The sequence below is a fragment of the Bradyrhizobium sp. TM102 genome, from assembly GCF_009176685.1.
GTDB classification, from domain to species: domain Bacteria; phylum Pseudomonadota; class Alphaproteobacteria; order Rhizobiales; family Xanthobacteraceae; genus Bradyrhizobium; species Bradyrhizobium ottawaense.
Genome location: NZ_AP021855.1, coordinates 139,928 through 153,010, shown reverse-complemented (window position 1 = coordinate 153,010; position 13,083 = coordinate 139,928). Strand labels below are relative to the sequence as shown.

Here is a 13,083-nt window from a genome sequence, read left to right as displayed (position 1 = left end):
GTTCGTCGTTGCGGCTTTGGCGCCTGCGCCGTGTTACCTCGCCGCGAATGGGGCGAGCACGTCCTTGCACGCCGGCGACAGCGAGGCAGCCCTGTTGGAAATGCATTGAATGATGCGGCCGCCTCCGGGCGCGACGCCGGCGCAGAGCGTGCGGATGTCGGCGCCGCAGGCCGAGCGCGCGATGAACAGCTCTTCGCGCGGCAGCAAGGGACGCAACACGATCACGGCTGGCGGTGCCGCCGGCGCGGCTCCCGCCGCGGGGGCTGCTGCTGCGGGAGCCGCACCCGCGGGCGCCGCCGTTGCGGCCGCGCCACCGCCGGCTGCGGCGCTCACGGCCTTCTCGCAGGCCGGTGAAACTCTGGCCTTGTTCTTTTCAAGGCATTCGAGCGCTGCCGCGCCGCCCGGCGGCACGCTGGCGCACACCTTGGGATAGTCGGCGCGGCACGCGCTCTTGACCGCCGCAACCTGCGCGCTGCTCGGCTGCTTGGCGGCCGCGGCCTTCTGCGCGGGTGCGGCAGCCGGCTTTGCCGCGGGGGCGGCATCTGCCTTCGGTGCGCCTGGCGCCGTTTCCGCCTTGGGCGCGGCCTCGCTCTTCGGCGCGGCGGGGGCAGCTTCGGTTTTCGCCGGTTCGACAGCGCGAACCGCGGTCTGGCATCCCGCCGACAGGCTGGACATGTTCTTCGCCAGGCATTGATACGCTTCCACGCCGCCGGGCGTCACGCTCGAGCAATGCGCCATGAAATCCGAACGGCATGCGGAGCGGATGGCGTTCTTCTGAGCTTCGGTCGGTGCTTGCGCGAACGCGCCTGTTGCAGTTGCGAAGAGCGCGGCCGCCAGCAACGCCTTGCGCGTCGATGCCTGTTTCAACGTGTTGAACATCTGGTGATTTCCTGCCCCGTCGGTCACGCCGACGACTTTCAAAATGTGATGTAATCGCAATCTTCGCGAGTGACGCCTCGCAAGCAGCATCATTCGCCGCTTTGACGTCACCCGCAAGTCAATTATGCCGGTGCAATTGCGCCGTCAGAGCCTGACCATGCGCTTCCCGCGGTTCTCGCCCGCAAGCAATCCGATCAGCGCCTTCGGCGTGTTCTTGAGGCCATCGATGATGTCCTCCTGCACCTTCAGCTTGCCGGATTTGACCCAGCCCTGGAGCTCTGCGAGCGCGCGCGGGCTCTCCTTCATGTAATCCATCACGATGAAGCCCTGCATGACCAGCCGCTTCACCACGATCAGCCCGGGCACGCCGCGCGGGCCGTGCGCGGAGGGCGCACCGTCATATTGCGAGATCGCGCCGCAGCAGGCGATGCGGCCGTAATTGTTCATCTGCGGCAGGCAGGCTTCCAGAATGTCGCCGCCGACATTGTCGAAATAGACGTCGATGCCCTTGGGTGCAGCTGCGCGCAGCGCCTTGAAGACCGCGCCGTCCTTGTAGTCCACGGCGGCATCGAAGCCGAGCTCGGAGGTCAGCCAGCTGCACTTGTCCGCGCCGCCGGCGATGCCGATCACGCGGCATCCTTTGATCTTGGCGATCTGTCCGACGATCGAGCCGACCGAGCCCGCGGCCGCGGAGACCACGACGGTCTCGCCCTCTCTGGGCTTGCCGATCTCCAGCAGGCCGAAATAGGCGGTGAGGCCGGCGATGCCGAACACGCTGAGCAGGTGCGTCATCGGCTCGAGCTTCGGCATCTTGGTGAGATGCTTTGCCGGCACCGCGGCAAATTCCTGCCAGCCGGTGTCACCGAACACGATGTCGCCCGCCGCAAGCCCATCGGCCTTCGAGCTGACGACCTCGGCAATGGCACCGCCAGCCATCACGCTGTTCGCTTCGACGGCGGAGCGATAGGTCGCGCCGTGCATCCAGGCGCGGTTGGCGGCGTCGAGCGAAATGTATCGCACGCGCAGCAGGACCTCGCCGTCCTTCGGCTCCGGCACCGTGCTCTCCACCATCCTGAAATGTTCGGGGCCGAGCTTGCCGCTGGGTTTTTCGACCAGCAGAATCTGGTGATTGATGTTGCCGCTCATGGCGTTTCCCTCTTTGATTGTCTTGACGATTATTGATGCAACCGCCGCAAACAAAACGTGCAGGCCGCATGCGTTGTGCGCTGCATGAAGGCTAGATCGCGGCGTTCCATTTCACAACGGGAACATCCTGAAAACGCGATCACACGCAAAGCGTGTTGCGTCGTTGTGATAACTGCGACATCATGAAGCGCCGGTGTACGTGGGGGTAAGCGATGTCGAACAGGTTTACGCAATACATTCTGGCCGCGATGGTGCTCGGCATCATCATGGGGTCGGCAATCTACAACTTCCTGCCCGACACGCGCGCCGACTGGGCGTCCTCCATCAACCTGATCGCCATGATGTTCCTGCGCCTGATCAAGATGATCATCGCGCCGCTGGTGTTCGCGACCCTGGTCGGCGGCATCGCCCATATGGGCTCGGGCTCCAAGCTCGGCCGCATCTTCGCCAAGACCATGGGCTGGTTCATCAGCGCCTCCTTCGTCTCGCTGCTGCTCGGCCTCGTGATGGTGAACCTGCTGCAGCCCGGTGCGAACTTCCCGGGCACGCTGCCCCAGGCGGGGCAATCGACCGGCCTGCCGGTGTCGGCATTCTCGATCGAGAAATTCCTGACCCATCTGATCCCGACCTCGATCGCGGACGCTATGGCGCAGAACGAGATCCTGCAGATCGTGATCTTCGCGGTGTTCTTCTCGGTGGCGATGGGCTCCATGCCCGAACGTTCGAAGCCGATCCTCGCGATGATCGACGACGTCGGCCACATCATGCTCAAGGTCACGAGCTACGTGATGCTGTTCGCGCCGCTCGCGGTGTGGGCCGCGATCACCGCAACCGTCGCCAAGAACGGCCTCGCGGTGCTCTGGAAGCTCGTCGTGTTCATGGGCGGCTTCTATCTCTCGCTGGCGATCCTGTGGACCATCCTGGTCATCGTCGGCTTCATCGTGATCGGCCCGCGCTACAGCCATCTGTTGAAGCTGGTCCGTGAGCCGCTGATGATCGCTTTCTCGACCGCGAGCTCGGAGGCGGCCTATCCAAAGACGCTCGAGGCGCTCAACCGCTTCGGCGCGTCGTCGCGGATCTCGAGCTTCGTGCTGCCGCTCGGCTATTCCTTCAATCTCGACGGCACGATGATGTACTGCACCTTCGCGGCCGTCTTCATCGCGCAGAGCTATCACATCGACATGCCGCTCGGCACCCAGCTTGCGATGCTGGCGACGCTGATGATCACCTCGAAAGGCGTCGCCGGCGTGCCGCGCGCCTCGCTCGTGGTGATCGCCTCGACGCTGGCGCAGTTCAACATCCCCGAAGCGGGCCTGTTGATGATCATGGGCATCGACACCTTCCTCGACATGGGTCGCAGCGCCACCAACGTGATCGGCAACACGCTCGCGACCTCGGTCGTGGCCAAATGGGAAGGCGAGCTCGGGCCCGAGCACGAGCTCGGACCCGGCGACGTCGTGCCTGAGGACATGGTGCCGGGCGAAGTGCCCGCGATGGCCGGCCATGGATAGGAGCGAACCATGGGCCAGACACTGGCGAGGTCACTGACCTCAAGCGGCTTGTTGCTCGCGGCATCGTTGCTCGCGACCTCCTTGTTCGCGACCTCGGCATCCGCGCAGACCGGCGGCGAAGGGCTCAGCCCGACGCTGTCAGCCATCAAGACGGCGCACACCGTGCGGCTCGGCTATCGCGAGAGCTCGCCGCCGTTCTCGTTCCTCGACCAGTCAGGCCGTCCAATCGGCTACAGCCTCGAACTCTGCGAGGCCATCGTCGAGGAGATCGGCGTTGAGGTCGACGATCCCAATCTCAGAATCGACTACGTCAAGGTCACCTCGGACGACCGCATCGACGCCGTGCTGCAGAACAAGATCGACCTGGAATGCGGCTCGACCACGGCCAATGCCGAGCGCGGCAAGCGCGTCGCCTTCTCGCCGCTGATGTTCGTCGCCGGGACCAAGCTGATGGTGCCGAAGACATCCAGCGCCCAGTCGCTCACCGATCTGAAGGGCAAGACCATCGTGGTGACGAAGGGCACCACCAACGAGCAGGCGATCCAGGCCGCGGACAAGAAATTTTCGTTGGGATTGAACATGCCCGTCGGCGCCGATCACGAGCAATCCTACCAGATGCTCGCCGATGGCAAGGCCGATGCCTTCGCAACCGACGACATCCTGCTCTTCGGCCTGATCGCGCGCCACAAGGCGCAGGACAAGTTCCGCGTCATCGGCGATTATCTGTCCTACGACCCCTACGGCATCATGTTCAGGAAGGGCGAGCCGCAGCTATCGGCCGTGGTCGAGCGCGCCTTCCGCAAGCTCGGCTCCAACCGCGACCTCGTCCCGCTCTACAACAAATGGTTCACCGCAAGGCTTCCCACCGGCGAACGTCTGAACGTGCCGATCTCGCTGCAGCTGGAAGAGGCGTTCAAGGCGATGGACGATTCAGCGAGCGCGAATAATTAGACGGCGGTTCGCTCTCTCTCCGTCATCCTGAGGCGCGCGCTCGGCGGTGCAAGCGCACCGCCGAGCAGGCCTCGAAGGATGAACGGCCGAGCTGGCAGCCGGGCCGTCGCCCTTCGAGGGCCGCTGAAGAAGCTGCCACCCCCAGCGCAACGGCCTTGCCGTTGCGCTGGGGGTGGCGGTGATGGGTCATCGTTCGCTGTGCACTCGATCGAACACCCGATCCAGCGCCGCATCATACGCCGCTTGCACTAGTTGCGGTTGCAGCTTGCCGAGCGTTTCCATCATCACGCCGGAATTGATCTCGAGCACTTTCCATTCGCCGTCGACGCGGACCACGTCGATCGACGCAAAAGCGATGCCGATCGCGCGCGCGGCATCCATTGCCAGCTCCACGCAGGCCGTTCGAACCTCGCTGTCCCCCAGCAACACCGGCTTTGCGCCGGCATCGAGATTATGTCGCCAATCCGTGCCGCGCTGCTTGCTGTAGACGACGAGGGGCGCCTCATCGAGCAGCACCACGCGGACCTCGTCCTCGATCGCGACATAGGGTGAGATCACGAGCCCGGCGCTCATCGAAAACACCTCGCTGGCCGCGTGGTCGAGTTCCGCCTCCGTCGTCACCTTGAACACCGAGCGCCCCGATGTCCCCTCGTTCGGCTTCACCACCACGCCTTGCGGATTCTGAGCGAGCAGCGCGAGCATCCGCTGGCGCCAATCGGCACCGGCGACGTGCACGCCCAGCTTCGGGTTGAGGAAGAGGTGATGGGAAATGCAGGGCACGCCCTCCAGCGCCAGCGCCTCTGATGTCGCCGATTTGTCGTTGGCGAGGCGATGGGCGATGGCGCTGTTGAGGCCGATGTCGTAGCCGAAGGCGAAGCGCCGCTCATCGCCCCGGCGCATCGCGATCAGCCAGCCACCGGCGCGGACATCGACCGCAATGCCATGCTCCGCGCAATAGCGCCTGATGGCCTGGACGAAGATTCGCTCGTCGCTTGCCGCCATGTGTTTCCGTCGCGTTTCCGACGTTCCTGGCGCCAAAAGCCGCAAAAATGCGGGAAACGGCGCCGAACCAGGGTGAAAGTCAGAGCTATTCTTAATGAAATTCTCGCGAGCGCGATGGAAATTAAGTGCTGCATTCGAACGCTGCAGGGAAAAGAAATTGCCCGCCGCGCGCGCCCGGCAGCAGATTCATTAACAATATGGCCAATTCCGCCGCAAATGCCGGTTTGACCGGCATCAATTGCATCCGGAACGAGGTTGATTATTGGTCTCAATGGCGTAGATCACACACGCGAAATCCTCCGCCATGGCAATGGTGTCCGCCCCGTTTCAGGGCCGGGCAACGCTTTTGCCCTAAAACCGCAATTATTCGGAATATCGAAAATCATGAGCGCGTTTTACCGAGAGAAGGTTCTTTCCGTCCAGCACTGGACCGACACGCTGTTCAGCTTCCGCGCCACGCGCGATACCAGCTTCCGTTTCCAGAACGGCCAGTTCGCGATGATCGGCCTCGAGATCGACGGCCGTCCGCTGCTGCGCGCCTACAGCATGGCGAGCGCCAATCACGAGGAAGAGCTCGAGTTCTTCTCGATCAAGGTTCAGGACGGCCCGCTGACCTCGCGCCTGCAGAAGATCAAAGAGGGCGACACCATCCTGGTCGGCCGCAAGGCGACCGGCACGCTGATCACCGATAACCTCCTTCCCGGCAAGCGGCTGATGCTGCTCTCGACCGGAACGGGCCTCGCGCCGTTCGCGAGCCTGATCAAGGACCCCGAGGTCTATGACCAGTTCGAGTCCATCGTGCTGGTGCACGGCTGCCGCCAGGTCTCCGAGCTGGCCTATGGCGAGAAGCTGGTTGCTTCCTTGCGTGAGGACGAGCTGTTCGGCGAGCTGCTCGCGGACAAGCTGATCTACTACCCGACCGTGACCCGCGAGCCGTTCAAGAACCGCGGCCGCATCACCGACCTCATCAACTCCGAGCAGATCTTCACCGATATCGGGCAATCGCCCCTCGACATCGCCACCGACCGCATCATGATGTGCGGCAGCCCGGGGATGCTCGAAGAGCTGAAGGTGATGTTCGAAGGCCGTGATTTCATCGAAGGAAGCGGCAACAAGCCTGGCCATTTCGTGATCGAGAAGGCATTCGTCGAGCGCTAAGCTCTTTTGAAGAAGCGGCGTAATCGCGCGCCACACTCAACTCGTCGTCCCGGACAAGCGCAGCGAAGCGGAGCGCCGATCCGGGACCCATAACCACAGGCCGTGGTTATGCGAAGGGTCGGAGTGACAGTCTTCTCTCACCACGACATCTTGTGGTTATGGGTCCCGGGTCTGCGCTTACGCTTGCCCGGGACGACAGCTGAGCTTGGGGAATCCAGTGTGACCCCACGCGCGGCCATTAAGGCCCAGCGTCCGCCGCCCCTCCACCACCCCTCTGCTGCACTGCAAAAGCCTATCCTCTCGGCTGATTGATCTATCTCGGCCGAATTCGCTAGCCTGAAACAAGGGCCGCGTCATATCCGTATGACAGGCAAGGGCGTATCGTACCGCCTCAATGCTGGCGAGAGGATGGGAATCGTGGCCGACGACACCAAGACGCAGGACTCCTCCCAACACTCATCCCACAAACGCCTGCCGCTGGCGGAGGAGGGGATCATGGAGACCCTGCTGCTGCCATTCTCGCCGCGCTTCATCGTGCTGACGATCTGCGCAGTCGTCACGGCGCTCCTGATCGGTATCGGTATCGCCGACCGCAAGATCTTCGACATCCTGCTGGTGCCGATCCTGATCTTCGGCGCGCTGACGCTGCTCGGCGTCCGCGATCTCCTGCAGAAGAGCCACGCGGTGCTGCGCAACTATCCGATTTCGGCGCATATCCGCTTCCTGCTCGAAGAGATCCGCCCGGAGATGCGGCAGTATTTCTTCGAGAGCGAGAAGGACGGCATGCCGTTCTCGCGCGACACCCGCGCGGTGGTCTATCAGCGCGCCAAGATGGAACTCGACAAGCGTCCGTTCGGCACCCAGGAGGACGTCTACCGCCAGGGCTACGAGTGGATGCACCACTCGGTGTCGCCGAAGGCGCATGCCGAGGAGAAATTCCGCATCAGCATCGGCGGCCCCGACTGCAAGAAGCCCTATTCGGCCTCGGTGTTCAACATTTCCGCGATGAGCTTTGGCGCGCTCAGCCCCAACGCAGTGCGCGCGCTCAATGCCGGCGCCAGGAAGGGCGGCTTCGCGCACGACACCGGCGAGGGCGGCGTCAGCCCCTATCACCGCGAGATGGGCGGCGACATCATCTGGGAGATCGGCTCCGGCTATTTCGGCTGCCGTCATCTCGACGGCACCTTCGATCCCGAAGCGTTCGCGCGCGTCGCCGGTGACGACCAGATCAAGATGGTCGAGCTCAAGGTCAGCCAGGGCGCCAAGCCCGGCCACGGCGGCGTGCTGCCGGCGGCAAAGGTCTCGGAGGAGATCTCCAAGATCCGCGGCGTCGCGATGGGCGAGGACTGCATCTCGCCGGCCTCGCATCGCGCCTTCTCCACCCCGGCCGGCATGATGCAGTTCATCGCCGAGATGCGCCGCCTGTCGGGCGGCAAGCCGGCCGGCTTCAAGCTGTGCATCGGCCATCCCTGGGAATTCCTGGCGATCTGCAAGGCGATGCTTCAGACCGGCATCTATCCGGATTTCATCGTCGTCGACGGCAACGAAGGCGGCACCGGTGCGGCGCCGCTGGAATTCATGGACCATCTGGGCATGCCGATGCGCGAGGGCGTCAACTTCGTCCACAACGCGCTGATCGGCATCAATGCGCGCGACCGCATCAAGATCGGCGCGTCCGGCAAGATCGCCACCGCCTTCGACATGGCGCGCGCGATGGCGATCGGCGCCGACTATTGCAATTCGGCGCGCGGCTTCATGTTCTCGCTCGGCTGCATCCAGTCGCTGAGCTGCCACACCGACCGCTGCCCGACCGGGGTGGCGACCCAGGATCCGACGCGCGCGCGTGCGCTTTACGTGCCGCTCAAGATCGACCGCGTGCACAATTATCACCACGCGACGCTGCATTCGCTGACCGAGCTGATCGCCGCGGCAGGCCTCGAGCATCCGCAGCAGCTGCGCCCCATTCACTTCACCCAGCGCACCTCGACCACCGATGTGAGATCCTTTGCGCAGCTCTATCCGGCGCTGCGTCCTGGCGAGCTGCTCGAAGGCACCGAAGACCCGCGCTTCCGCGACGCCTGGCGGATGGCGCAGGCGGAAACGTTCCAGCCGGCGCCATAGGGCATCGCTCGGCCGGTGGCGGCACCGGCCCGGCCCGCGCATATTCGTCGCGAGCGGAGCTGGCATTCAAGATTTTGTTCAACTTTGGGTGTAGATTGTGCCCATGGACGAACGGCGCGACAAGGCGAGACATCGCGTGCTGAAGGCCGGAACGATCGAGTTCGGCGGCGGCGCGATCGACTGCACCGTCCGCAACCTGTCCGACACCGGCGCTGCGCTCGACGTCACCAGCCCGGTCGGCATTCCCGAGCATTTCACCCTGTTCGTCCAAGCGGACGGAACGCATCTGTCGTGCACCGTGATCTGGCGCAAGGAGAAGCGGATCGGCGTGAGGTTCGGGTGAGGTGAGTTGGCGCGAGGTGAGTTCGCGCTGCAAACACCGCTGTCGTCCCGGGGCGCGACAAAGTCGCGAACCCGGGACCCATAACCACAGGGAGAAGTCGCCGCGCGAGCTGGCAACTCCGAATCTTCGCCAAACGGCCTTCCGGGAGTATGGGTCCCGGATCGGCGCGCGCTTGAAGCGCGCTTGTCCGGGACGACAGCTGTGGTTGAGGCTCGCTCTATCAACTACCCCGTCTCGACCTCACTCAACCGGCTCGCCAGGATCTTGTCGATCCGCCGCCCGTCGAGATCGACCACCTCGATGTGCCAGCCGCCGAAGTCGAAGGCATCGCCGGTGTCGGGCAGCACGTTGAACTGTTGCAGCACCAGGCCGGCCACCGTGTTGTAGCGGTGCGGCGGCAATTCGACGCCGAGCAATTCGCCGAATTCGTCCACCGGCATCCAGCCCGAGATCAGCAGCGAATCGTCGGCGCGCCTGACAAAGGCGGGCTCCGGCGGTCCGGCCTCCGAATGGAAGGCGCCGACGATCGATTCGAGGATGTCGGCGGCCGTCACCATGCCTTCGAAGCCGCCATATTCGTCGTAGACGAAACCGACGTGGACCGGCGCAGCCTTCAGGATGGTCAGCACGTCGCGCGCGTCTGCCGACGCCGGGATGCCGGGCGCTTCGCGCACCAGCGCGCGCAGGTCCGGCGTGCGTTCGTTCATATAGGCGATCAGCAGGTCCTTGGCCTGGAGCACGCCGATCGGCTTGTCGCGGTCGCCGTCGGAGACGGGAAAGCGCGAATGCGGGCTCTTGGCGATGATCTCCCGGATGGCCGCCGGATCGTCGTTGAGGTCGATCTCGTCGACCTCTGTGCGCGGCGTCATCACCGCGCCGACCGGCCGGTCGCCGAGCCGCATCACGCCGGCGATCATCTCCTTCTCACCGGGCTCGAGCACGCCCGCGCTCTCGGCCTCGCTGACGAGGTGGTGGATCTCGTCCTCCGAGACCTTCTCCTCGGCCTTGCCGCCGCGGCCGAGCAGCGTGAGGATCAGCCTGCCCGAGAGATCGAGCAGAAAGACCAGCGGCAGCGAGACTTTCGCAAGCACGTGCATGGCGGGCGCGACCCTGACCGCGATGCTCTCGGGGTCGCGCAGCGCCACCTGTTTCGGCACCAGCTCACCGACGATCAGGGTGGCGTAGGTGATCAGCGTCACGACGATGCCGACGCCGACGATGTCGGCAATTCCCGCGGATAGACCGAGCTCGAGCAGCCATTGCGTCAGCCGCTGTCCGAGCGTCGCGCCGGAGAACGCGCCGGAGAGCACGCCGACCAGCGTGATGCCGATCTGCACCGTCGAGAGGAACTTGCCGGGATTGGCTGCCAGTGTCAGCGCCCGCTCGGCGCCGCGCACGCCCTTGGCGGCGAGCATCGACAACCGGGCCGGGCGGGACGAGACCACGGCCAGCTCCGACATGGACAAGAGGCCGTTGATGACGATCAGGACGACGACGATGACGAGTTCGACCGAGAGCATTGACGTTCCGAGGTAAGGGAGTGTGGCCGAAGAGGACGCACACGCCTTGATATAGGTATTCGGCGAAGAAATGCCGGCAATTTTGCCGCATTTGGCGCCCCGAGGGAACCGTGTCGCCGCTGACTTCGACTCGCTTGCGCGAGCTCCCGTGGAACTACGGGAATGCCGGTGCTTAACGGGCTCTTAGTGGCCCCCGGCTAGGTTTTCGACATTGCAGAAGTGTATTCGGGGGGACCCAGGATGCGGATCGGGAAGCTTTTCGCGCTGTCGATGCTGACGGTGACGGTATTTGCAGTCATCCTCGGCGCCGAGGTGCTGATACCCCAGACGCGCATCTTCACGAACCGCTCCGACGCGATCAAGACTGTCGATGCCTTTGGTGCGACCCTGATGGTCAGTCAGCACGTCGCCGGCCTTCGCGCCCCCTATATCGGTCCGATCTTCCAGGAAGCGGCGGCGACGCCAGCCCAGATCGAAGCGGCCGGGAAGGCCGCGAAAGCCGCCGAGGCCGGCTTCGAGGCTGCAAGGCGCGCGATCCTGGTGCTGAATGACGGCGGAGCGATTGTCGAGAATCTCGACCGTGCCGCACGGCGGCTGAAGGAGGTCACCGCGGCGGCAGATCGCGCGATGAGCGTCCCGCTGGCGGCGCGCGATGGTGCTGTGATCAAGGGCTTTCTCCCCGGTGTTGCCGAGGTCATCGGCAACATCGAGCCGGTCATGAACCGGCTCGAAGCGAAAGTCATCAACGCCGATTCCTCGCTCGCGGCGCTGTTGAGCCTGGCGCGGACGGCCCAGGACCTGCGTGTCGCGGCCGGCAGCCGAGCGGCCACGCTGTCCCCGGCGCTGTCCGCGAGCCGCCCGCTCACGGCGACCGAATTGTCGCTGATGGATCGCATGCAAGGCCGCGTGGAGGCTGACCGCGAGCGCATCGAGGCAGGCATCGACCAACTCGGAAATCCCCCCCGCATCGCGACCGCGCTGAAGGCGGCAACGGAATCGTATTTCGGAAAAGCTGCGGCCGCCGTCGACAAGGAGATTCCCGCAGCCCGGAGTGACGGCAAGTACAGCAGCAACGCCGACGAACTGGCGAAGGTCATCGTGCCGGCCATCCAGATGTTCTACGGCGTGCGCGATGCCGCATTAGCCGAAGCTTCCGAGCGTGCCTCGGCCTCGCGCGATGGCGCACTGGCGATGCTCGCGCTCGCAGGCGTGGTGGTTCTGGCGCTGCTCGGGACTCTCGGTGGCGTGACCATGATGCTGCGCAGGCGCGTGGTGACGCCGCTCAGCCGGCTCGCAGACGTGATCGCAACGCTCGCTGCCGGACAACACGACGTCGAGATTCCCGCGACGGGCCGCAATGACGAGATCGGCCAGGTGGCGGGCTCGCTGCAGCACTTCAAGGATTCACTGCTCGCCAAGAAGGCCGCCGATGAGGCGGCCGCGGTCGAGGCCGACGCGAAGCTCCGGCGCAGCCAGCGTATGGACCAGATCGCGCGCGATTTCGAAGCCATGATCGGCGACGTGATCAACACGGTGTCGTCGGCTTCCTCGGAGCTGGAAGTGTCCGCGGGAACGCTGACGAGCACGGCCGATCAATCGGAAAAGGTCACCGCGACCGTCGCGGCCGCTTCCGAACAGGCCTCCACCAACGTGCAGACCGTTGCCGCGGCGGCCGAGGAGATGGCCTCGTCGGTCGACGAGATCAGCCGGCAGGTGCAGGATTCCGCGCGCATCGCCGGCGAAGCGGTGCAGCAGGCGGGCCGGACCAACGATTATGTCGGCGAGCTCGCCAAGGCCGCGGGGCGGATCGGCGACGTCGTCGAGCTCATCAGCCAGATCGCAGGCCAGACCAATCTTCTGGCTCTCAACGCCACCATCGAGGCGGCGCGCGCCGGCGAGGCCGGCCGCGGCTTTGCGGTGGTCGCCTCCGAGGTCAAGGCGCTGGCCGAGCAGACCGCCAAGGCCACCGGCGAGATCAGCCAGCAGATCACGGGAATCCAGACCGCGACGGAGGACTCCGTCGGCGCCATCAGGTCGATCAGTGACACCATCTCCCGCATGTCCGAGATTGCATCCGCAATCGCCGCGGCGGTGGAGGAGCAGGGCGCAGCGACGCGGGAGATTTCCCGCAACGTGCAGCAGGCGGCCCGCGGCACCCAGCAGGTCTCCGCCAGCATCGTCGACGTGCAGCGCGGCGCGAGCCAGACCGGATCTGCCTCCTCCAACGTGCTCGCCTCGGCCAGATCGCTGTCCGGCGAGAGCAGCCGTCTCAAGGTCGAGGTCGGCAAGTTCCTGGACGCGATCCGCGCTGCGTAGAACTTCTGCGCCTCTGCTGCAGGGAGAAGCAATCGCATTCGAAGAGCGACGTGCCCGCGGCCCATCCTTCGAGACGCGCGCAAGTGCGCGCTCCTCAGGATGGAGTGTGCGGAGCGCTTCGATGAGCTCCGGTGTC

Annotated in this window: 10 protein-coding genes; 6 read left to right on the top strand and 4 right to left on the bottom strand. The window is 64.8% G+C overall.

The window, feature by feature from the left end:
- Positions 1–33: 33 nt before the first annotated feature.
- Together GDN70_RS00705 and GDN70_RS00700 are read right to left on the bottom strand one after the other, a co-directional pair.
- On the bottom strand, positions 34–879 hold the full coding sequence (locus GDN70_RS00705; protein WP_152102040.1) for a cysteine rich repeat-containing protein: 846 nt from the start codon (positions 877–879) through the stop codon (positions 34–36).
- Positions 880–1,023: 144 nt separating this feature from the next.
- Positions 1,024–2,025: an NADP-dependent oxidoreductase gene (locus GDN70_RS00700; RefSeq protein ID WP_152102039.1), complete on the bottom strand. Its 1,002-nt coding sequence runs from the start codon at positions 2,023–2,025 to the stop codon at positions 1,024–1,026.
- A gap of 212 nt (positions 2,026–2,237) precedes the next feature.
- On the opposite strand from GDN70_RS00700, the gene GDN70_RS00695 reads away from it, so the two are divergent.
- Both GDN70_RS00695 and GDN70_RS00690 read left to right on the top strand, forming a co-directional pair.
- On the top strand, positions 2,238–3,536 hold the full coding sequence (locus GDN70_RS00695; RefSeq protein WP_028143825.1) for a dicarboxylate/amino acid:cation symporter: 1,299 nt from the start codon (positions 2,238–2,240) through the stop codon (positions 3,534–3,536).
- A 9-nt stretch (positions 3,537–3,545) separates the two neighbouring features.
- On the top strand, positions 3,546–4,487 hold the full coding sequence (locus tag GDN70_RS00690) for an amino acid ABC transporter substrate-binding protein (RefSeq protein ID WP_152102038.1): 942 nt from the start codon (positions 3,546–3,548) through the stop codon (positions 4,485–4,487).
- Between the two features lie 186 nt (positions 4,488–4,673).
- Here GDN70_RS00690 and GDN70_RS00685 read toward each other — a convergent pair whose 3' ends face one another.
- Entirely contained in the window at positions 4,674–5,489 is an 816-nt protein-coding gene (locus GDN70_RS00685; protein ID WP_152102037.1) for a RimK family alpha-L-glutamate ligase, read from the bottom strand.
- Positions 5,490–5,873: 384 nt separating this feature from the next.
- On the opposite strand from GDN70_RS00685, the gene GDN70_RS00680 reads away from it, so the two are divergent.
- The 3 genes from GDN70_RS00680 (at position 5,874) to GDN70_RS00670 (ending at position 9,111) form a co-directional block, all read left to right on the top strand.
- Positions 5,874–6,647 (top strand): ferredoxin--NADP reductase, encoded by a 774-nt coding sequence (locus GDN70_RS00680; protein WP_152102036.1) that lies wholly within the window; start codon positions 5,874–5,876, stop codon positions 6,645–6,647.
- Between the two features lie 408 nt (positions 6,648–7,055).
- Positions 7,056–8,768, top strand: a complete 1,713-nt coding sequence (locus GDN70_RS00675; protein WP_173015730.1) for an FMN-binding glutamate synthase family protein — start codon at positions 7,056–7,058, stop codon at positions 8,766–8,768.
- Between the two features lie 103 nt (positions 8,769–8,871).
- Entirely contained in the window at positions 8,872–9,111 is a 240-nt protein-coding gene (locus GDN70_RS00670; protein ID WP_018316424.1) for a PilZ domain-containing protein, read from the top strand.
- A gap of 224 nt (positions 9,112–9,335) precedes the next feature.
- On the opposite strand, the gene GDN70_RS00665 is transcribed toward GDN70_RS00670, so the two are convergent.
- Positions 9,336–10,631, bottom strand: coding sequence for a hemolysin family protein (locus GDN70_RS00665; RefSeq protein ID WP_028143820.1), 1,296 nt, complete (start codon positions 10,629–10,631; stop codon positions 9,336–9,338).
- Between the two features lie 240 nt (positions 10,632–10,871).
- Here GDN70_RS00665 and GDN70_RS00660 point away from each other — a divergent pair, with 240 nt between their 5' ends.
- Positions 10,872–12,947, top strand: coding sequence for a methyl-accepting chemotaxis protein (locus GDN70_RS00660; RefSeq protein WP_152102035.1), 2,076 nt, complete (start codon positions 10,872–10,874; stop codon positions 12,945–12,947).
- The last annotated feature ends 136 nt before the right edge of the window (positions 12,948–13,083 follow it).